Genomic DNA, 20,112 nt, shown 5'->3' with positions numbered 1-20,112 from the left:
GGCGTACACCCCGCCCAATTTCACAGGGCTGAACCCATGATGATCCCCTCCCCGTGGCGCGCCGATTTCCCGGCCATCGCCGCGCTGCAACGGCAAGACCAGACCTATCTGGACAACGCCGCCACCACGCAAAAACCCCAGGCCCTGCTCGACGCACTGACGCATTACTACGCCAACGGCGCGGCCAATGTGCATCGTGCGCAACACCTGCCCGGTGCTCACGCGACACAAGCGTTCGAAGACAGCCGGCGCAAGGTTGGCCAGTGGCTGAATGCCGGTGACAGCGGGCAGATAATTTTCACGCACGGCGCCACCAGTGCCTTGAATCTGCTGGCTTACGGTCTTGAACATTTGTTCGAGCCGGGCGATGAGATTGTCATCAGCGCTCTGGAGCATCACGCCAACCTGTTGCCGTGGCAGCAACTGGCGCAACGCCGCAACCTGAAACTGGTGATCCTGCCGCTGGATGCCGACGGCCTGATCGACCTCGCCGCTGCCGTGCATCTGATCGGCCCGCGCACGCGCTTGCTGGCAGTCAGTCAGCTGTCCAACGTCCTCGGTGCCTGGCAACCGCTGACCGCTTTGCTCGGCATGGCCAAGGAGCAGAACGCGCTGACGGTAGTCGATGGCGCGCAAGGCGTGGTGCACGGCCGGCATGATGTGCAGGCGCTGGGTTGTGACTTCTATGTGTTTTCCAGCCACAAACTCTACGGCCCTGAGGGACTGGGCGTGCTGTTCGGACGCAACGCTGCGCTGGAGCAATTGCAGCCATGGCAGTTCGGCGGCGAGATGGTGCTGGACGCCAGCTATCAGGATTCGCGCTTCCGCCCGGCGCCGTTGGGGTTCGAGGCTGGCACACCGCCAATCGCCAGTGTCATCGGCCTCGGAGCGACCCTCGACTACTTGGCCGGTTTGGATCAGGACGCCGTATCTGCCCATGAAGCGGCACTGCACGACTATCTGTTGCGCGGCCTCGCCGCCCGCAATGGCATTCGCCTGCTGGGCAAGCCGCAACTGGCGCTGGCCAGTTTTGTCGTCGAAGGCGTGCACAACGCTGATCTGGCGCATCTGCTCACCGAACAAGGCATCGCCGTGCGCGCCGGGCATCACTGCGCCATGCCGCTGATGAAAAGCTTCGAACTGGCTGGCGCGATTCGCGTGTCGCTGGCGCTGTATAACGACTCGGAAGATCTGGAGCGCTTTTTCGAGGCGCTGGACCAGGCGCTGGAGATGTTGCGATGAGCCTGCCGGTGGAAGCGGCCGAAGCGCTGCAGACGTTTCAGACTGCGGCGGGCTGGGAACAGCGGGCGCGGCTGCTAATGCAGTTTGGCGATCGCTTGCCGGCGCTGGATGACGCGCAAAAGTGCGAGGCCAATCGGGTGCATGGCTGTGAGAGCCAGGTGTGGCTGGTCGGGGATTTGCGCGACGGGCACTGGCAGTTCAAGGCAAGCAGCGATGCGCGGATGATTCGCGGGTTGGTGGCGTTGCTGCTGTTGCGGGTCAACGGCTTGTCGGCAGTGGAGTTGCAGCAGGTGGATCTGCCGCAGTGGTTCAATCAGTTGGGACTGTCGCGGCAGTTGTCGCCTTCGCGCAGTAATGGTTTGAATGCGGTGCTCCAGCGGATGAATGAGTTGGCGCGCTAATCGCCTTCGCGAGCAGGCTCGCTCCCACAATGGAAATGCATTTCCCTGTGGGAGCGAGCCTGCTCGCGAAGAGGCCCTCATTAATACCTTCAGGCTTGAGGCTTGACCCGGTCCGAAGGGCGCCGCACCCCCGCCACAATCTTGTCCACAGCCTTGGTCGCTGCGACCATGCCAAATGTCGCGGTAACCATCATCACCGCGCCAAACCCGCCGGCGCAGTCGAGCTTCACGCCGTCGCCGACAAAACTCTTCTGCAGACAAATGCTGCCATCCGGTTTCGGGTAGCGCAGCTGTTCGGTGGAAAACACACACGGCACGCTGTAGTGACGGGTCACGGTGCGGGAGAAGCCGTAGTCCCGGCGCAACGTCGAACGGACTTTCGAGGCCAGCGGATCGTTGAAGGTGCGGTTCAAGTCGCAAACCTGAATCAGCGTCGGGTCGATCTGCCCGCCCGCGCCGCCGGTGGTGATGATCTGGATCTTGCGGCGTTTGCACCAGGCGATCAGCGCCGCTTTGGCGTTCACCGCATCGATGCAGTCGATCACGCAGTCGATGTTCGGCGTGATGTATTCGGCCATGGTGTCGCGGGTGACGAAATCGGCCACGGCGTGCACCGTGCAATCGGGGTTGATCCCGCGCAGGCGCTCGGCCATCACCTCGACCTTGGGTTTGCCGACAGTGCTGTCCAAGGCGTGCAACTGACGGTTGGCATTACTGACGCAGACGTCGTCGAGGTCGAACAACGAAATCTCGCCAACTCCGCAACGGGCCATGGCTTCCGCCGCCCAGGAACCGACGCCACCAACGCCGACGATCGCCACATGGGCGGCGCGCAAGCGTTCCAGGCCCTCGATGCCATACAACCGGGCGATGCCTGCAAACCGCGGATCTTCTGTACTCATGACCATTACCCCAAAAACCGGCGCGCATTATAGGGCTACGCAGCGACAAGTTTTAAGCTGCAAGCGACAAGTGTAAGAACTTAAGTCAGAGACGGCTGCCCAATGTCAGGCATTTTCCCGTCAGTTGTACGACTGGTTAACCGCCGGTGTAGGATGCGCGCCCCTCGGGCGTCTATCCGACCGATCCTTCGTTCCACAGCCTTTGGAACCCGAAACAGCTATGTCATCGCGTAAATTTGGACTCAACCTGGTGGTGGTGCTGGCCATCGCTGCCTTGTTCACCGGTTTCTGGGCGCTGGTCAATCGCCCGGTAACGGCGCCGAACTGGCCGCAGCAAATCTCCGGCTTCTCGTATTCGCCATTCCAGCAGGGGCAATTCCCACAGAAGGATCAGTATCCGTCTGACGATGAAATGCGCCGTGACCTGGAAATCATGAGCAAGCTGACCGACAACATCCGTATCTATTCGGTCGACGGTTCGCTGGCAGACATCCCGAAACTGGCGGAGGAATTCGGCCTGCGCGTCACCCTCGGTATCTGGATCAGCCCGGACCAGGAACGCAACGAACGGGAAATCACCAAAGCCATCGAACTGGCCAACACCTCGCGCAGCGTCGTGCGCGTGGTGGTCGGCAACGAAGCGCTGTTTCGTGAAGAAATCACCCCGGAAGCCCTGATCGTTCTGCTGGATCGGGTGCGCGCTGCGGTCAAAGTACCGGTGACCACTTCCGAGCAATGGCACATCTGGGAGAAATACCCGCAACTGGCCAAACATGTCGATTTGATCGCCGCCCACGTCTTGCCCTACTGGGAATTCATTCCGGTGGACAAGGCCGGCCAGTTCGTCTTCGACCGCGCCCGCGATCTGAAAAAACTCTTTCCGAAAAAACCGCTGCTGCTGTCCGAGGTAGGCTGGCCGAGCAACGGTCGCATGCGCGGTGGCGCCGATGCCTCGCCGGCAGATCAGGCGATTTACCTGCGCACACTGGTCAACAAGCTCAATCGCCAAGGCTTCAACTACTTCGTGATCGAAGCGTTCGATCAGCCGTGGAAGGCCAGCGACGAAGGTTCGGTCGGCGCCTACTGGGGCGTGTTCAACGCCGCGCGCCAGCAGAAATTCAATTTCGAAGGCCCGGTGGTGGCGATTCCGCAATGGCGCGTGCTGGCCATCGGTTCGGTGGTGCTGGCGCTGCTGTCGCTGACCCTGCTGATGATCGACGGCTCGGCCCTGCGCCAGCGCGGTCGCACCTTTCTGACGTTTATCGCGTTCCTCTGCGGTTCGGTGCTGGTGTACATCGGTTACGACTACAGCCAGCAATACAGCACGTGGTTCAGCCTCACGGTCGGATTCCTCCTCGCGCTCGGTGCGCTCGGGGTATTCATCGTCCTGCTCACCGAGGCCCATGAACTGGCCGAAGCGGTGTGGATTCACAAACGCCGTCGGGAATTCCTGCCGGTGCTGGGCGATTCCGACTACCGGCCGAAAGTGTCGATCCACGTGCCCTGCTACAACGAGCCGCCAGAGATGGTCAAACAGACCCTCGATGCCCTGGCCGCGCTCGATTATCCGGATTTCGAAGTCCTGATCATCGACAACAACACCAAGGATCCGGCGGTGTGGGAACCGGTGCGTGACTACTGCGTAACCCTCGGCCCGCGCTTCAAGTTCTTCCACGTTTCGCCGCTGGCCGGCTTCAAGGGCGGCGCGCTGAATTATCTGATTCCGCACACCGCCAAGGATGCCGAAGTCATTGCCGTGATCGACTCCGATTACTGCGTGCACCCGAACTGGCTCAAGCACATGGTGCCGCACTTTGCCGACCCGAAAATCGCCGTGGTGCAGTCGCCGCAGGATTATCGCGACCAGAACGAAAGCACCTTCAAAAAGCTCTGCTACGCCGAATACAAAGGCTTCTTCCATATCGGCATGGTCACCCGCAACGACCGTGACGCGATCATTCAGCACGGCACCATGACCATGACCCGCCGTTCCGTGCTGGAAGAATTGGGCTGGGCTGACTGGTGCATCTGTGAAGACGCCGAACTCGGTTTGCGCGTGTTCGAGAAAGGCCTGTCGGCGGCGTATTACCACGACAGCTACGGCAAGGGCCTGATGCCGGATACCTTCATCGACTTCAAGAAACAGCGTTTCCGCTGGGCCTATGGCGCGATCCAGATCATCAAGCGCCACACCCGCAGCCTGCTGCGCGGCAAGGACACCGAACTGACTCGCGGTCAGCGTTATCACTTCCTCGCCGGCTGGCTGCCGTGGGTTGCCGATGGCATGAACATCTTCTTCACCGTTGGCGCGCTGTTGTGGTCGGCGGCGATGATCATCGTGCCGCAACGGGTCGATCCACCGTTGCTGATTTTCGCAATCCCGCCGCTGGCGCTGTTCGTGTTCAAGGTCGGCAAGATCATCTTCCTCTACCGTCGCGCCGTCGGCGTGAATCTGAAAGATGCGTTCTGCGCGGCACTGGCCGGGCTGGCGTTGTCGCACACCATCGCCAAAGCGGTGCTGTACGGTTTCTTCACCAGCAGCATTCCGTTCTTCCGCACGCCGAAAAACGCTGACAACCACGGTTTCTGGGTGGCGATCAGCGAGGCTCGCGAGGAGCTGTTCATCATGCTGTTGCTGTGGGGCGCGGCGCTGGGGATTTTCCTGGTGCAGGGCATTCCGAGCAATGACATGCGCTTCTGGGTGACCATGCTGCTGGTGCAGTCGCTGCCGTACCTGGCGGCGCTGATCATGGCGTTCCTGTCGTCGCTGCCCAAACCTGTGGCCAAGGCTGAGCCGGCACCGGTCGTCTAAATCCGCAACGCAGCACTAAACGGCGGCCAATGGTCGCCGTTTTGCTTTAAGATAACCGCCATTTTGCGGGGCTTGGCGTGATAACTGGTCTGACTGACCACCCCTGTCCCTTGTGGGAGCGAGCCTGCTCGCGAAGGCGTTGTAACATTCAACCTTTAAGGTGCCTGGTAGACCGCTTTCGCGAGCAGGCTCGCTCCCACATTAGAAGCCCAAGCTCACACCCCATGATCCCGGAGTTTTCCATGACGGCCCACGCCGACCTATCGCCGACCCTTCAACTGGCCATCGACCTGATCCGCCGTCCTTCCGTGACCCCGGTCGATGCCGACTGCCAGAAGCAGATGATGCAGCGCCTGGGCGATGCCGGTTTCACCCTGGAGCCGATGCGCATCGAAGATGTGGATAACTTCTGGGCCACTCACGGCAACAACGACGGCCCGGTGCTGTGCTTCGCCGGCCACACCGACGTGGTGCCGACCGGTCCGGTTACCGCATGGCAGATCGATCCGTTCAATGCCGTGATCGACGAACATGGCATGCTTTGCGGTCGTGGCGCGGCAGACATGAAAGGCAGCCTGGCATCGATGACCGTCGCCGCTGAACGCTTTGTCGCCGATTACCCGAACCACAAAGGCAAAGTCGCTTTCCTGATCACCAGCGATGAAGAAGGCCCGGCGCATCACGGCACCAAGGCTGTGGTCGAACGTCTGGTCGCGCGCAACGAGCGTCTGGACTGGTGCATCGTTGGCGAGCCGTCGAGCACCACCCTGGTCGGCGATGTGGTGAAAAACGGTCGTCGCGGTTCCCTCGGCGCCAAGCTCACGGTCAAAGGTGTGCAGGGTCACGTGGCCTACCCGCACCTGGCGAAGAACCCGATCCATCTCGCCGCTCCGGCGCTGGCAGAGCTGGCCGCCGAGCACTGGGACCACGGCAACGACTTCTTCCCGCCGACCAGTTTCCAGATTTCCAACGTCAATTCCGGCACCGGCGCGACCAACGTGATCCCGGGTGATCTGGTGGCGGTGTTCAACTTCCGTTTCTCCACCGAATCGACCGTCGAAGGCCTGCAGAAGCGTGTGGCCGATATTCTCGACAAGCATGGTCTGGACTGGCACATCGACTGGGCGCTGTCCGGCCTGCCGTTCCTCACCGAACCGGGCGCGCTGCTCGATGCGGTGTCGTCGAGCATCAAGGACATCACCGGTCGCGAAACCAAGGCGTCGACCAGCGGCGGCACCTCCGATGGCCGCTTCATCGCGACCATGGGCACGCAAGTGGTTGAACTGGGCCCGGTCAACGCGACCATCCACCAGGTCAACGAGCGCGTGCTGGCAGCCGATCTCGACGTGCTGACGGAAATCTATTACCAGACCCTGATCAAGTTGCTCGCCTGATGCTCGCGTGCCCGATCTGCAGTGAGCCGCTCAATGCGGTAGAGAACGGCGTGGTCTGCCCCGCCGGGCATCGGTTTGACCGTGCGCGTCAGGGTTATCTGAACCTGTTGCCGGTGCAGCACAAGAACAGCCGCGACCCGGGCGACAATCAAGCGATGGTCGAGGCGCGGCGTGATTTCCTCAACGCCGGGCATTACGCGCCGGTGGCCAAGCGTCTGGCTGAATTGGCGGCGACTTACGCGCCGGAGCGCTGGGTCGACATCGGTTGTGGCGAGGGTTACTACACCGCGCAAATCGCCGAAGCTTTGCCGAACGCTGATGGCTACGCGCTGGACATCTCCCGCGAAGCGGTCAAACGCGCCTGCAAGCGCAACCCGGCAATTACCTGGTTGATCGCCAGCATGGCCCGCGTGCCATTGGCTTCAGGCAGTTGCCAGTTTCTCGCCAGCGTCTTCAGTCCGTTGGATTGGGAGGAAGCCAAGCGTCTGCTCAGCGTCGGCGGCGGCCTGATGAAAGTCGGCCCGACCCGTGGCCATCTGATGGAATTGCGCGAACGCCTGTACGACGAAGTGCGCGAGTACACCGACGACAAGCACCTGGCCCTGGTGCCGGAAGGCATGGCGCTGGCGCACAGCGAAACCCTGGAATTCAAGCTGACCCTGGACAAGTCCGAGGACCGCGCCAACCTGTTGGCGATGACGCCTCACGGCTGGCGTGCCAGTGCCGAGCGTCGTGCGGCGGTGATCGAACAGGCCGAGCCGTTCGAGACCACTGTGTCGATGCGCTACGATTATTTCGTTCTTCAATAACTTTTGGTCTCGGGCACAGGCCCGGGGCCGGCTAAATCCGCGAATGGATTTTTCAGACCCGCAGTGAGGACATCCATGCGCCAACCGGACATCGAGATTTACCTGAAAGACGCCGACGTCGACCACAAGGCCATCGCCGCCTGGCTCGGCCAGGCGCTAGGCCCGTGCAGCGACTGGGTACAGAAAGGCCAGACGTACAAGTGCAAGGCCGGCAACGTGCCGGTGACCTGGCTGCCGAAAGCCGTGGGCAAGTGGAACAGCCTGTTCCTGGAAAGCGACCAGACCCCTTGGGACGACGACATCGCCTGCGCCCGCGCAGCCTTTGCCGCACTGAACGTCGAAGTGCGTTGTGCACCGGGGACGTGGGTCGAAGAAGAAGGTGAAGAAACCGCCGATCGCTGGATTCGCATCAGCGAAGACGGAGAAGAAGAGATCACCTGGAAGACCGTGTAATCAGGGCAACGAGCCCATGTGGGAGCGAGCCTGCTCGCGAATGCGCAGTGTCAGTCGATATGAATGGTGACTGATACACCGCATTCGCGAGCAGGCTCGCTCCCACAGTGGTTTTGGCGTTCTGGAGGTTTGTGTTACAGACCTACAACATCCTCAGCCTGCAACCCCTTCTCGCCGGTGATCACCGCGTACTCGACCTGTTGACCTTCGGTCAGCGAGCGGTGCCCTTCGCCGCGTATCGCGCGGTAGTGCACGAACACGTCCACGCCGTCGTCGCGCTGGATAAAGCCATAGCCTTTGGCGTCGTTGAACCACTTCACGTTGCCGGTTTCGCGTGTTGCCATCTGTTCATACTCCTTTTTTATTATTGAACGGGCTTTTCGCAGGAAAGCCTTAGAGGAACGTCAGCCTGCGTCCGACGTCCATGACAGGGCACCGGCAACAGAGCGCCGAGTATATGACAGGTGCGGAAACTCTCAACAGGAGATTACTTCGGCGCTTTTTTGCCGATTTTCGCCTAATACGGCAAACTGTCCGCCCCGAGCGCCTGCTCGGTTTTATTCACTCACGCAGAAGCCGTATGACCCGTTCCCCGTTCCGCCGTCTTGTGTTTGGCACCCTGCGCCGCCTGTTGTATCTCTGGGTTCGCTCCGAGACCATCAATCAGTCGTCGTTCACTCTTAACCTCGACCGCAGTCGTCCGGTGTTCTACGTCCTGCAAAACCCTTCGCTGACCGATCTGGCGGTGGTCGACACCGAGTGCACCAAGGCCGGCCTGCCCCGCCCGGTGCTGGCGGTGTCGGTCGGTACGCTGATCGAACCTGCGGCGTTTTTTTATCTGACACCGGACCCGGACTGGCTCGGGCGCCAGGACAAGCGCGGCGCGCCGCCGACTCTCACCCGCCTGGTCAGCGCGCTGACGCAGAACGCTGCCGAAGACGCGCAGATCATTCCGGTCAGCGTGTTCTGGGGCCAGTCGCCAGACAGCGAAAACAGCCCGTGGAAACTGTTGTTCGCCGACAGCTGGGCAGTCACCGGACGCCTGCGCCGGCTGCTGAGCATCATCGTCCTCGGGCGTAAAACCCGCGTGCAGTTCTCCGCGCCGATTCACCTGCGCGAACTGATCGATCACAACAAGGGCCACGAGCGCACCGTGCGCATGGCCCAGCGCATCCTGCGCGTGCACTTCCGCAACCTCAAAGCTGCGGTGATCGGCCCGGACATTTCCCACCGGCGCAATCTGGTCAAAGGCCTGCTCAATCAGCCGCTGGTCAAACAGGCGATCCTCGACGAAGCCGAGCGCGAAAAAATCTCGCCGGAAAAGGCCAAGGCTCAGGCCCTGCGCTATGGCAACGAGATTGCTTCGGACTACACCTACACCGCGATCCGTTTTCTCGAAGTGGTGCTGAGCTGGTTCTGGAACAAGATCTACGACGGCATCAAGGTCAATCACATCGAAGGTGTGCAGAACGTCGCGCAGGGTCACGAAGTGATCTACGTGCCGTGCCACCGCAGCCACATCGATTACCTGCTGCTTTCCTATCTGCTGTTCCGCAATGGCCTGACCCCGCCGCACATCGCCGCCGGGATCAACCTGAACATGCCGGTGATCGGTAGCCTGCTGCGTCGCGGCGGTGCGTTCTTCATGCGCCGCACCTTCAAGGGCAATCCGCTGTACACCTCGGTGTTCAACGAATACCTGCACACGCTGTTCACCAAAGGTTTCCCGGTGGAGTATTTCGTCGAGGGCGGGCGCTCGCGCACCGGGCGCATGCTGCAACCGAAAACCGGCATGCTCGCGATCACTCTGCGCAGTTTCCTGCGTTCGTCGCGGATGCCGATCGTATTCGTGCCGGTGTACATCGGATACGAGCGCGTGCTCGAAGGCCGCACCTACCTCGGTGAGCTGCGCGGCGCGAGCAAAAAGAAAGAGTCGATCTTCGATATTTTCAAAGTGATCGGCGCGCTCAAGCAGCGCTTCGGTCAGGTCGCGGTCAACTTCGGCGAGCCGATCAAACTGGCGGAATTCCTTGACGCCGAGCAACCGGACTGGCGCCGGCAGGAACTCGGCCCGCAGTTCAAACCGGCGTGGCTCAACGAAACCACCAACCGCCTCGGCGAGAAAGTCGCCCGACATCTCAATGAAGCGGCGGCGATCAACCCGGTCAATCTGGTAGCGCTGGCACTGCTGTCGACCACGCGCCTGGCCCTGGATGATCGGGCCATGGCGCGGGTGCTGGACCTGTATCTGGCGCTGCTGCGCAAGGTCCCGTATTCGCCACACACCACCTTGCCGGAAGGCGATGGCCGTGCGCTGATTGAGCATGTGAAAGACATGGATCTGCTCGCCGAGCAGAACGATGCGCTGGGCAAGATTCTGTATCTGGACGAGCAGAACGCGGTCCTGATGACTTACTACCGCAACAACGTCCTGCACATCTTCGCCCTGCCTTCGTTGCTGGCGAGTTTCTTCCAGAGCACTTCGCGCATGAGCCGCGAGCAGATCCTGCGCTACACCCGCGCGCTGTATCCGTACCTGCAATCGGAGTTGTTCATCCGCTGGAGCCTGGAGGAACTCGACGCGGTGATCGATCAGTGGCTGGAAGCGTTCGTCGAGCAGGGCCTGCTACGTTTCGAGAAAGACCTGTACCTGCGTCCGGCACCGAGTTCGCGGCATTTCGTGCTGCTGACGCTGCTGTCGAAAAGCATCGCGCAGACCCTGCAGCGTTTCTACATGACGGTGTCCCTGCTGCTCAACAGCGGCCAGAACAGCATCAGCGCCGAAGAGCTGGAAGACCTCTGCACAGTGATGGCCCAGCGCCTGTCGATCCTCCATGGCCTGAATGCGCCGGAATTCTTCGACAAGAGTCTGTTCCGCCACTTCATCCAGACCCTGCTCGACCTCGACGTCCTGCGCCGCGACGAAGCCGGCAAGCTCAGCTACCACGAACTGCTCGGCGAGCTGGCCGAAGGCGCGGCCAAACGCGTGCTGCCGGCGGAGATTCGCCTGTCGATCCGCCAGGTCGCGCTGCACCGCAGTGAAGATGCGGCGGATCAGATCACGCCACAGCCTGAGGCTTGAAGCCTTACCCCTGTGGGAGCGAGCCTGCTCGCGAAGACGGAGTGTCAGTCGCCATTTATTTTGACTGATCCACCGCTTTCGCGAGCAGGCTCGCTCCCACATTGAAAGGAGATTCACCCATGAAAAAACTGTTGACCCTCGCCGCCGCCACCCTGCTCAGCGCCTGCCAATCAACCACACCCGCCGGCAAGGCCAGCCTCGACGGCGAAGTCTTCTACCTGCAACGCATCGCCCTGCCCCCGAGCGCGACCCTGAGCGTCAGCCTGCAAGACGTGTCGCTGGCCGATGCACCCGCCATCGTCCTCGCCGAACAGAACGGCCCGATCAAAGGCCAGGTGCCGCTGCCGTTTCATTTGAGCTACGATCCGGCGCAGGTCAAACCCGGCCATCGTTATTCGATCAGCGCACGCATTGAAGTCAACGGCGAGCTGATGTTCATCACCACCGAAAACCACGCCGTGCAACTCGACGGCAACGACCCGCAGCCGCTGAAAATCCGCGTCGACGCCGTTCGTTAATCCATTTTTCGCCACAAGGAAGCCGCCATGCGCCGCCCTACCCTTCGCTTCGCCGCCGCCTGCGCCGGCTTGCTGATCTCCGCCAACGCCCTGGCCCTGTCGCTCAGCGACCTGTCCCAGCAAGACGCCACCGGCGGCCTCAAGGACGCCCTGACCCAAGGCGCCCAGATCGCCGTGAAACAACTCGGCACCCCGGGCGGCTTCAGCAATAACCCCGAAGTGAAAATCGAACTGCCGGGCAAACTCGGCAAAGCCGCGAGCAAGATGAAAGCCTTCGGCATGGGCGCCCAGGTCGAAGAACTGGAAAACGCGATGAACAAAGCCGCCGAATCGGCCGTGACCCAGGCCCAGCCAATTCTCGTCGACGCGGTGAAGAAAATGAGCGTGGCCGACGCCAAAGGCATCCTCAGCGGCGGCAAGGACTCGGCCACGCAATACCTCGACAAATCCAGCCGCGAACAGATCCGCGCCAAGTTCCTGCCGATCGTCAAACAGGCGACCGACAAGGTTGGCGTAGCGCAGAAGTACAACTCGTTCGCCGGTCAGGCTGCTGCGTTTGGCGTTGTCGATGCGAAGAGCGCCAACGTTGAAAACTACGTCACCGAGCAAGCGCTGAATGGCCTGTTCGAGATGATCGGCAAACAGGAAGAAACCATCCGCCAGAACCCGGCCGCTGCGGCGACGAGTCTGGCGAAGAAAGTGTTTGGTACGCTTTAAGTCGTTACAACATGGGGGCGATTCAATTCGCTCCCATGCTTGCCTCCACGTAAAGAACTACGTAAAAAAAACACCCACTCCCGCCCCATCTTCCTTCTCTCAAAAAGCTGCAATTGGTCCAGCCCTTCCAGGATCGACGCCGCCTCGCTACCCGAGCAGGAAAAATTTTCCGCGACATTGCTCGCCGTAAACTCCTTCGCCTCCCCGCTTTTAGCCACCTGATACACCGCGCGCTGCCGTTCCGTCAGTTGAGCAATTACGCCAGAGCTCGTCAGCCAGCGCTGAAAGTCCTGAGTGTCTGCCAGGCTCTTGCGGTACACAGATGTAAAACCGACCACGGCTCGCAAAACAACCGCGCATTGAAACTCGATGAAATAAGTCAGATCCAGCTCATCTGCCTCGGTGTGCAGGTAGGAGCGTCCGTATTTCACCGGTGCATTGCGCAGCAGCAGACTGATCGCAATGTAGCGAAACACCGCGAACTCATGTTTGAACATGAACCAGTAAAACAAGGCTCTCGCGACCCGTCCGTTACCGTCGCGAAATGGATGTTCATAACCCATGGCGAAATGCAGCGTCACGGCCTTGGTCAGTGGATGCAGATAATTTTTGTCCAGAATCGAGGCAGCGGGCCGGTTGATCCAGGCGGACAGCCTCGCCAACCGCGCAACCAATCCTGCAGCAGGAGGTGGTCGGTGCACGGTGTTGCCTGAACCATCCTGAACAACCACCTCATCATTGGTCCGGAACAATCCGGGGGAATACTGCCCGTCATCAATCCCCTCCACACCCACTCGATGGATCTCTGCAATCAGCTCAATGCTCAGAGGTTCATAACGCTTTTCCCAAGCGAAATTCATCATTCGATAATTCCCCATGACCATGCGCTCATCTGGCGTCCGCGGCTGGCGCTGATGCTTGAGCATGTCCTTGGCTACGCGCGTGGTAGTCGCCGCGCCCTCCAACTGGCTACTGGCGATGGCTTCGTCTTCGATCAGGTCATTGAGCAGACAAGAGAAATGCGCCCGCTCGCCGAGCTGACTGGTCATGTAATCCAGCGCGGCCGTACTGGCGTAACGATCCACCACAGCCAAGGTTTTCTGCGCCAACGGCGTTGGCACGTATTTGCCCCACTGCACCGGCTCGCCCAAGGGCAACAAATGAATGTACTGGGCCGCCCGCGCCTTCTTCACCAACGCCCAACAAAGGTTCGCGTCCAACCCTGCCGCCCAGCGAAAGCGCAACGCCTCGAATGGCAAGTAGCGCCCATGATCATCGAGCGGCTTGAGCAGCGCCAGATAATCCGCAAGTCGTTGCTTGTGTGGCGAGCGGGCCAACAGGTCGAAAACAGGATCCGTTCTGCCGGCTAATGTCGGTGGTTTCTTCATCAGACAGACTCAAGGACTCGGAAAAGCAGAACCCGGAGTACAGCATTGGACGGCCAGCGCCTCAAGATCGGAGGATTCTGAAAAAGCTGTAGGAAGGCAGCGTGAATTGGCGATTCGAAATGAATTGGCTGTCAGACCGCCTTCGCGAGCAGGCTCGCTCCCACAAAAGCAAAGCAGCGTAGCTGCCCGCGGCAAAGCCGCCCCACTCAACAATGAGCGCAAGCTCGAGTACCGCTTTTGATTTTGATCCACCGGCGACGTCGGAAGGCTGAGTGGAGGGATTGATCCGGGCGTGGGAGCGCAGCGACCGTACGACGCAGTCGTACACAGCGAGTGTAGGTGCAGCGAAGCAAACCGGAGCCGCTGCGCCCGGATCGATCCCGCAGCGAAGGAACCCGAGCCTGCGAGGGCCGAACGCAGGAGCAAGCGTTTTGGGTTACCTTTTTGGCGTTTGAAAAAGGTGACCCGCCGTAAGGGCGGAACCGTAATCAGCAACACCCACAGCAACGGATATACACCCAAAACCCCACGTCATGGTCGGCCCGAAGGCCGCCACGACACAAAAACCTCAAGCCTCCTTACGCACCCGAAACCACGCCGCATACAACGCCGGCAAAAACAACAGCGTCAGCGCAGTCGCAACAATCAACCCACCCATGATCGCCACCGCCATCGGCCCGAAAAACACACTGCGCGACAGCGGAATCATCGCCAGCACCGCCGCCAGCGCCGTCAACACAATCGGCCTGAAGCGCCGAACCGTAGCCTCGATAATCGCCTGCCAGGGCTTGAGCCCCGAAGCAATATCCTGCTCGATCTGATCCACCAGAATCACCGAATTGCGCATGATCATCCCGGACAACGCGATGGTCCCGAGCATCGCCACAAACCCGAACGGCTGCCTGAACACCATCAGAAACAACGTCACCCCGATCAGACCCAGTGGCGCGGTGAGAAACACCATCGCCGTGCGCGAGAAACTGCGCAACTGCACCATCAGCAAGGTCAACACCACGACAATGAACATCGGCACCCCGGCATTCACCGACTTCTGCCCGCGCTCGGAATCCTCCACCGTGCCGCCGACATCCAGCAGATAACCATCGGGCAATTCGGCGCGAATCGGGTCCAGCGTCGGCATGATCTGCTTGACCAGCGTCGCCGGTTGCTCCTTGCCGTAAATGTCGGCGCGCACCGTCACGTTCGGCAGCCGATTGCGGTGCCAGATGATGCCTTCCTCGAAGCCGTATTCCAGCGTGGCAATCTGCGACAACGCCACACTGCGACCGTTATCCGTCGGCACCGCGAGGCTCGGCAACAACGACAATTCAGTGCGCTCGTGCACGGTGCCGCGCAGCAGAATCTCGATCAATTCGTTGTCTTCGCGGTACTGGCTGACCGTCGAGCCGACCAGCGAACTCTGCAGGAATTTCGCCAGATTGGCCGTGCTCACACCGAGGGCGCGGGCGCGATCCTGGTCGATATTCAGGTAGACGACTTTGCTCGGCTCCTCCCAGTCCAGATGCACGTTGACCACGTGCGGATTCTCGCGAACCTTTGCCGCCACTTTGCGCGCCAACGCACGGACTTCTTCGATGTGCTCGCCAGTGACGCGGAACTGCACCGGATAGCCAACCGGCGGTCCGTTTTCCAAACGGGTGACCCGCGAACGCAGGGCCGGGAACTGTTCGTTGAGGGTTTCGATCAACCAGCTGCGCAGCGCTTCACGCTCTTCGATGGTTTTTGCCAACACCACGAACTGGGCAAAACTCGCCGCCGGCAGTTGCTGATCCAGCGGCAGGTAAAAACGCGGCGAGCCGGTACCGACGTAGGCCACGTAATTGTCGATGCCGGCGTGCTCCTTGAGCAGCGCTTCGAGGCGTTTGACTTCGCTGGTGGTATTGGCCAGCGAAACGCCTTCGGCCAGTTTCAGATCGACCATCAACTCCAGCCGGTTCGAAGCCGGGAAGAACTGCTGCGGCACAAAGCGGAACAACATCACCGAGGCAATAAACAGGCCCACGGTGAGCACGATTACCGTCTTTCGGTGCGCCACACACCACTCCACCAGACGCCGGACGCGCTGATAGAACGGCGTCGCATACGGATCCGGTTGACCATCGCCAGTGCCGTGTTTTGCCGCGTGAATTTTCGCCAGATCCGGCAGGAGCTTTTCCCCCAGATACGGTACGAACATCACCGCCGCGACCCACGACGCGAGCAAGGCAATGGTCACCACCTGGAAAATCGAGCGGGTGTATTCACCGGTGCCGGACTGCGCAGTGGCAATCGGCAGGAAGCCGGCGGCGGTGATCAGCGTGCCGGTAAGCATCGGGAATGCGGTGCTGGTCCAGGCATAACTCGCCGCGCGAATGCGATCGAAGCCCTGCTCCATTTTGATCGCCATCATTTCCACGGCGATGATCGCATCGTCCACCAGCAGACCCAGCGCCAGCACCAGCGCACCGAGGGAAATCTTGTGCAGGCCGATCCCGAGGTAATACATGCAGGCGAAGGTCATCGCCAGCACCAGCGGAATGGTCAGCGCGACGACCATGCCGGTGCGCACGCCGAGGGAGAAGAAGCTCACCAGCAAGACGATCGCCAGCGCTTCGACCAACACCTGGACGAACTCGCCGACGCCGGTTTTTACCGCTGCCGGCTGATCGGACACCTTGCGCAACTGCATGCCGGCCGGGAGGTTTTTCTGGATCCGCGAGAACTCGCCCTCCAGCGCCCTGCCCAGCACCAGAATGTCGCCGCCGTCCTTCATCGCCACGGCCAGACCGATCGCATCGTCGCCCATGAAACGCATGCGCGGCGCCGGTGGGTCGCTGAAACCGCGACGCACATCGGCGATATCGGAGATACGGAACGTACGATCGGCGACGCGGATCGGAAAGTTCTTTATCTCTTCGACTGTCTGAAAATTCCCCGAGACGCGTAGCTGCAAGCGCTCGCTGCCGGTTTCAAAGAACCCCGCCGTGGACACCGCGTTCTGCTCTTCCAGCGCCTGCTGCACTGCCGCCAGCGGCAAGCCGAGGGTGGCGAGTTTGACGTTGGACAGCTCGACCCAGATTTTCTCGTCCTGTAACCCAAGCAGTTCGACCTTGCCAACGTCCTTGACCCGTTGCAGTTGAATCTGGATGCGGTCGGCGTAATCCTTGAGCACGGCGTAGTCGAAACCGTCACCGGTCAACGCATAGATATTGCCGAAGGTGGTGCCGAACTCATCGTTGAAAAACGGCCCCTGAATTCCCGGCGGCAAGGTCTGGCGGATATCGCCGACCTTCTTGCGCAACTGATACCAGAGATCGGGGATTTGCTTGGAGTGCATCGAGTCGCGGGCGATGAAGGTCACCTGGGATTCACCGGGGCGGGAGAACGACATGATGCGTTCGTACTCGCCGGTTTCCATCAGTTTCTTTTCGATCCGTTCAGTAACCTGGCGCGAGACCTCCTGCGCGGTCGCGCCGGGCCAGCGGGTCTGAATGACCATCGCCTTGAAAGTGAACGGCGGGTCTTCACTCTGGCCGAGTTTGGTGTAGGACAACGCGCCGACAACGGCGAGCAAAAGCATCAGGAACAGTACGATCTGGCGATTACGCAACGCCCATTCGGAGAGGTTGAAGCGCATCGGGGCTTACTCCTTGTTCGCCAGATTGACCACACGGTTGGAGCGATCCACCGGCCGCACCTGCTGGCCGTCGAGCAGCACATGAACGCCGGCAGCCACTACCCAGTCGCTGGCATTGAGCCCCTCGAGCACCGCCACGCTTTTCTCGCCGAACGGACCGACCCGCACCGGGGTTTTCTTCAACGTGTTGTTGCCGTTGACCACCCAGACGTAGGTCGCGCCGTTTTCAGCGGTCAGCGCGGAAAGCGGTATCGACAGCGAGACACTGTCAGCCGATTGCACGAACACCCGGGCGCTCTGCCCCAGTTCAGCCGGCACTTTGCCGCTGGTGAACGAGATACGCGCGGCAAAAGTGCGCGAGCGCGGATCGGCGGACGGTGACAACTCGCGGATCTGCCCGGCGAAGCGTTGATTTTGCTGTGCCCACAATTCCACGGTAACCGGCTGACCAACCTTGAAGCGGCCGAAGCTTTGCTCCGGCAGGCTGATCAACACTTCGCGCTCACCATCGGTGGCGAGGGTGAACACGGTTTGCCCGGCAGCGACCACCTGCCCGACTTCCACCGAACGCTTGGCCACCACGCCATCCTGTGGCGCACGCAGTACCGCGTAACTGGCCTGGTTGGTCGAAACGTTGAATTCAGCTTTGATTTGTTTAAGGCGGGCTTCGCCGGAGCGATATAGATTTTCGGCATTGTCGTAGGCCGAGCGGCTGACCATCTGCCGATCCATCAGGGTTTTATAGCGATCGCGCTCGGCGCGCACCAGGTTCAGATTGGCCTCGGCGGCGGCGACCTGCGCGCGGGTGGCTTCCAGTTGCAGGCGCACATCCTGCGGATCGAGTTCGGCCAAGGGCTGATCGGCTTTGACGCGCTGGCCTTCGTCGACCAGTCGTCGGCTGACTTTGCCGCCAATGCGGAATGCCAGATCAGGCTCATAACGGGCACGCACCTCGCCCGGATAACTTTCCATCGCCTGCGCCGAAGGCTCGGGCTGTACCACCATGGCCGGGCGTACGGTGACCTTGGTCACCTCTTCCTGACCGCACGCCGATAACAGGAACGCCAGACTGACTGGCACGGCAAAGGACAACGCATGGCGGTACATGGTGACGGACCTTTCGCGAATGAGGCTTGGAATATTTATACTGGCGGGTATGGTATTAATAGCAAACTCACCAGTCCAGTATTAAAAGCGAAGAATGTCGAACAATCTTTCAGCTCCAAACGGCCCGGGCCGCCCCAAGGATCTGGCCAAGCGCCAGGCGATCCTGGATGCGGCGAAAACCCTGTTTCTCTGCCATGGCTACGCCAACACCAGCATGGACGCGGTGGCCAGCGAGGCGGGCGTGTCGAAGCTGACGGTCTACAGCCATTTCAACGACAAGGAGACGCTGTTCTCCGCTGCCGTCGTCGCGAAATGCGAGGAACAATTGCCGCCGCTGTTCTTCGAATTGCCGGACGGCATCGCGGTGGAAAATGTATTGCTGAACATTGCCCGGGGCTTTCACCAACTGATCAACAGCGATGAATCAGTGAACCTGCACCGCCTGATCATGGCGCTGGGCAGTCAGGACCCGAAGCTGTCGCTGATCTTCTTCGAGGCCGGCCCAGAGCGCGTGGTCAACGGCATGGAAGGTTTGCTGACGAAAATCCATGCAACCGGCGCGCTGAGCATCGACCAGCCACGCAACGCCGCCGAGCACTTCTTCTGCCTGATCAAAGGGGCGGGAAATTTTCGTTTGTTGTACGGCTGCGGCGAGCCGCTGACTGGAGAAGCAGCGGAACGGCATGTGCGGGAGGTGGTGGGGTTGTTTATGAGGGCTTACAAACCCTGACAGTTTTGCGGTGCTTGTGCAGACCGCTTCGCGAGAAGGCTCGCTCCCACACTGGAATGCATTTCCTACTGTGGGAGCGAGCCTGCTCGCGAATGGGGCGACGCGGTCTCAGGGCTTCAGCGCTTTCTTCGGATAAATGTCATACCGGCTCGATTTGCCATCCAGCGCATGGCTCGGTTTCGGCCCTTCGATGCACGGCGCCTTGCGCGGGCGTTTAACCACCACCCGATGCGTGGCCAGGGCCAGCGCCGCTTCAAGCAGGGCCGGTGCATCCGGATCATCACCGACCAGCGGGCGGAACAGGCGCATTTCCTTTTTCACCAAGGCGGTTTTCTCGCGATGCGGGAACATCGGGTCGAGATAGATCACCTGCGGCGGCTCCCCTTCCCAACTGCGCATCACTTCGATGGAGTTGCCCTTAAGCAATTTCATCCGCGCCACGATCGGCGCCACGTCGAAATCTTCCGCCGCCCGCGCCAAGCCGTCCTCAAGCAGTGCGCCGATCAGCGGCTGACGCTCGATCAGGCTCATTTCACAACCGAGACTGGCCAGCACAAATGCATCCTTGCCCAAGCCCGCCGTGGCATCCAGCACACGCGGGCGAACGCCTTGGGCGATGCCGACAGCCTTGGCAATCATCTGGCCGCTGCCGCCGCCATACAAACGACGATGCGCCGCGCCGCCTTCGACGAAGTCGACCCGCACCGGTCCAGGCGCATCCGGGCCAAGCTGCTGCAACTGCAAACCCTGCTCGCCGACCTGCAAGACGAACTCGCCGTCCGCCTCGCCGAGCGGCAGGCCGAGACGTTCGGCCCAGTGTGCGGCTTGTGCTTGAAACGTCGGGGCGAGGGCCTGGACATGGATGCGGCAGGCCGCAGGTGACTCGATCATGAAAAAACGCTCAAAAAAGTTAAGGATTG

16 protein-coding genes are annotated in these 20,112 nt (G+C 60.8%); 10 read left to right on the top strand and 6 right to left on the bottom strand.

Annotation, left to right across the window (positions count from 1 at the left end):
• Positions 1-36 precede the first annotated feature (36 nt).
• Entirely contained in the window at positions 37-1,242 is a 1,206-nt protein-coding gene (locus tag CKW30_RS07900; protein WP_095180484.1) for an aminotransferase class V-fold PLP-dependent enzyme, read from the top strand.
• Positions 1,239-1,643, top strand: a complete 405-nt coding sequence (locus tag CKW30_RS07895) for a SufE family protein (protein WP_095180483.1) — start codon at positions 1,239-1,241, stop codon at positions 1,641-1,643. Before CKW30_RS07900 ends, CKW30_RS07895 begins: the two co-directional genes overlap by 4 nt.
• A gap of 89 nt (positions 1,644-1,732) precedes the next feature.
• Here the strand turns inward: CKW30_RS07895 and tcdA are convergent, their stop codons facing one another.
• On the bottom strand, positions 1,733-2,551 hold the full coding sequence (gene tcdA, locus CKW30_RS07890) for a tRNA cyclic N6-threonylcarbamoyladenosine(37) synthase TcdA (RefSeq protein WP_071174533.1): 819 nt from the start codon (positions 2,549-2,551) through the stop codon (positions 1,733-1,735).
• A gap of 214 nt (positions 2,552-2,765) precedes the next feature.
• Here tcdA and CKW30_RS07885 point away from each other — a divergent pair, with 214 nt between their 5' ends.
• The 4 genes from CKW30_RS07885 (at position 2,766) to CKW30_RS07870 (ending at position 8,013) form a co-directional block, all read left to right on the top strand.
• The gene (locus tag CKW30_RS07885; RefSeq protein WP_095180482.1) at positions 2,766-5,357 is read left to right on the top strand and encodes a glycosyltransferase; all 2,592 of its coding nucleotides are present in this window, start codon (positions 2,766-2,768) and stop codon (positions 5,355-5,357) included.
• A gap of 242 nt (positions 5,358-5,599) precedes the next feature.
• A complete protein-coding gene (gene dapE, locus CKW30_RS07880) occupies positions 5,600-6,751 on the top strand; it encodes a succinyl-diaminopimelate desuccinylase (RefSeq protein ID WP_041478138.1) in 1,152 nt (383 codons plus the stop codon).
• Positions 6,751-7,560 carry a putative RNA methyltransferase gene (locus tag CKW30_RS07875; RefSeq protein WP_095180481.1) on the top strand — a complete coding sequence of 270 codons (810 nt, stop codon included), beginning with the start codon at positions 6,751-6,753 and terminating at the stop codon, positions 7,558-7,560. The genes dapE and CKW30_RS07875 overlap by 1 nt, the downstream gene beginning before the upstream one ends.
• Before the next feature lie 75 nt (positions 7,561-7,635).
• A complete protein-coding gene (locus CKW30_RS07870; RefSeq protein ID WP_056783189.1) occupies positions 7,636-8,013 on the top strand; it encodes a hypothetical protein in 378 nt (125 codons plus the stop codon).
• Between the two features lie 134 nt (positions 8,014-8,147).
• Here CKW30_RS07870 and CKW30_RS07865 read toward each other — a convergent pair whose 3' ends face one another.
• Complete coding sequence (locus CKW30_RS07865) at positions 8,148-8,357, bottom strand: cold-shock protein (RefSeq protein ID WP_016771489.1); 210 nt, start codon at positions 8,355-8,357, stop codon at positions 8,148-8,150.
• A 236-nt stretch (positions 8,358-8,593) separates the two neighbouring features.
• Here CKW30_RS07865 and plsB point away from each other — a divergent pair, with 236 nt between their 5' ends.
• The 3 genes from plsB to CKW30_RS07850 all read left to right on the top strand — a co-directional run bounded on the left by plsB (position 8,594) and on the right by CKW30_RS07850 (position 12,330).
• Positions 8,594-11,095 (top strand): glycerol-3-phosphate 1-O-acyltransferase PlsB, encoded by a 2,502-nt coding sequence (plsB, locus tag CKW30_RS07860; RefSeq protein WP_095180480.1) that lies wholly within the window; start codon positions 8,594-8,596, stop codon positions 11,093-11,095.
• Positions 11,096-11,214: 119 nt separating this feature from the next.
• Positions 11,215-11,613, top strand: coding sequence for a YbaY family lipoprotein (locus CKW30_RS07855; protein ID WP_095180479.1), 399 nt, complete (start codon positions 11,215-11,217; stop codon positions 11,611-11,613).
• A 27-nt stretch (positions 11,614-11,640) separates the two neighbouring features.
• On the top strand, positions 11,641-12,330 hold the full coding sequence (locus CKW30_RS07850; protein ID WP_095180478.1) for a DUF4197 domain-containing protein: 690 nt from the start codon (positions 11,641-11,643) through the stop codon (positions 12,328-12,330).
• Here CKW30_RS07850 and CKW30_RS07845 read toward each other — a convergent pair.
• The 3 genes from CKW30_RS07845 to CKW30_RS07835 all read right to left on the bottom strand — a co-directional run bounded on the left by CKW30_RS07845 (position 12,327) and on the right by CKW30_RS07835 (position 18,462).
• Positions 12,327-13,718 (bottom strand): Fic family protein, encoded by a 1,392-nt coding sequence (locus CKW30_RS07845; RefSeq protein WP_095180477.1) that lies wholly within the window; start codon positions 13,716-13,718, stop codon positions 12,327-12,329. The two genes, CKW30_RS07850 and CKW30_RS07845, sit on opposite strands and share 4 nt — an antisense overlap.
• A gap of 568 nt (positions 13,719-14,286) precedes the next feature.
• Positions 14,287-17,355, bottom strand: coding sequence for an efflux RND transporter permease subunit (locus CKW30_RS07840; RefSeq protein WP_095180476.1), 3,069 nt, complete (start codon positions 17,353-17,355; stop codon positions 14,287-14,289).
• Between the two features lie 6 nt (positions 17,356-17,361).
• Positions 17,362-18,462, bottom strand: a complete 1,101-nt coding sequence (locus CKW30_RS07835; protein ID WP_095180475.1) for an efflux RND transporter periplasmic adaptor subunit — start codon at positions 18,460-18,462, stop codon at positions 17,362-17,364.
• A gap of 94 nt (positions 18,463-18,556) precedes the next feature.
• On the opposite strand from CKW30_RS07835, the gene CKW30_RS07830 reads away from it, so the two are divergent.
• A complete protein-coding gene (locus CKW30_RS07830) occupies positions 18,557-19,192 on the top strand; it encodes a TetR/AcrR family transcriptional regulator (RefSeq protein WP_073476091.1) in 636 nt (211 codons plus the stop codon).
• 108 nt (positions 19,193-19,300) lie between these two features.
• Here the strand turns inward: CKW30_RS07830 and CKW30_RS07825 are convergent, their stop codons facing one another.
• A complete protein-coding gene (locus CKW30_RS07825; RefSeq protein WP_041478224.1) occupies positions 19,301-20,083 on the bottom strand; it encodes a class I SAM-dependent methyltransferase in 783 nt (260 codons plus the stop codon).
• Between the last annotated feature and the right edge of the window lie 29 nt (positions 20,084-20,112).

It is taken from the genome of Pseudomonas sp. Irchel 3F6 (genome assembly GCF_900187595.1).
In the GTDB taxonomy this organism is placed as follows: domain Bacteria; phylum Pseudomonadota; class Gammaproteobacteria; order Pseudomonadales; family Pseudomonadaceae; genus Aquipseudomonas; species Aquipseudomonas siliginis.
Note: the sequence above shows the minus strand (reverse complement) of the source record. Positions and strands in the feature narration are given on the sequence as shown.

What these genes read in the sequence shown, in the direction of transcription:
- plsB (WP_095180480.1), top strand. Translation starts at nt 8,594, where the DNA reads ATGACCCGTTCCCCGTTCCGCCGTCTTGTGTTTGGCACCCTGCGCCGC.
- CKW30_RS07825 (WP_041478224.1), bottom strand. Translation starts at nt 20,083, where the DNA reads ATGATCGAGTCACCTGCGGCCTGCCGCATCCATGTCCAGGCCCTCGCC.
- CKW30_RS07875 (WP_095180481.1), top strand. Translation starts at nt 6,751, where the DNA reads ATGCTCGCGTGCCCGATCTGCAGTGAGCCGCTCAATGCGGTAGAGAAC.
- CKW30_RS07855 (WP_095180479.1), top strand. Translation starts at nt 11,215, where the DNA reads ATGAAAAAACTGTTGACCCTCGCCGCCGCCACCCTGCTCAGCGCCTGC.
- CKW30_RS07865 (WP_016771489.1), bottom strand. Translation starts at nt 8,357, where the DNA reads ATGGCAACACGCGAAACCGGCAACGTGAAGTGGTTCAACGACGCCAAA.
- CKW30_RS07835 (WP_095180475.1), bottom strand. Translation starts at nt 18,462, where the DNA reads ATGTACCGCCATGCGTTGTCCTTTGCCGTGCCAGTCAGTCTGGCGTTC.
- CKW30_RS07830 (WP_073476091.1), top strand. Translation starts at nt 18,557, where the DNA reads ATGTCGAACAATCTTTCAGCTCCAAACGGCCCGGGCCGCCCCAAGGAT.
- CKW30_RS07850 (WP_095180478.1), top strand. Translation starts at nt 11,641, where the DNA reads ATGCGCCGCCCTACCCTTCGCTTCGCCGCCGCCTGCGCCGGCTTGCTG.
- CKW30_RS07900 (WP_095180484.1), top strand. Translation starts at nt 37, where the DNA reads ATGATGATCCCCTCCCCGTGGCGCGCCGATTTCCCGGCCATCGCCGCG.
- CKW30_RS07840 (WP_095180476.1), bottom strand. Translation starts at nt 17,355, where the DNA reads ATGCGCTTCAACCTCTCCGAATGGGCGTTGCGTAATCGCCAGATCGTA.
- dapE (WP_041478138.1), top strand. Translation starts at nt 5,600, where the DNA reads ATGACGGCCCACGCCGACCTATCGCCGACCCTTCAACTGGCCATCGAC.
- CKW30_RS07895 (WP_095180483.1), top strand. Translation starts at nt 1,239, where the DNA reads ATGAGCCTGCCGGTGGAAGCGGCCGAAGCGCTGCAGACGTTTCAGACT.
- CKW30_RS07885 (WP_095180482.1), top strand. Translation starts at nt 2,766, where the DNA reads ATGTCATCGCGTAAATTTGGACTCAACCTGGTGGTGGTGCTGGCCATC.
- CKW30_RS07870 (WP_056783189.1), top strand. Translation starts at nt 7,636, where the DNA reads ATGCGCCAACCGGACATCGAGATTTACCTGAAAGACGCCGACGTCGAC.
- tcdA (WP_071174533.1), bottom strand. Translation starts at nt 2,551, where the DNA reads ATGGTCATGAGTACAGAAGATCCGCGGTTTGCAGGCATCGCCCGGTTG.
- CKW30_RS07845 (WP_095180477.1), bottom strand. Translation starts at nt 13,718, where the DNA reads ATGAAGAAACCACCGACATTAGCCGGCAGAACGGATCCTGTTTTCGAC.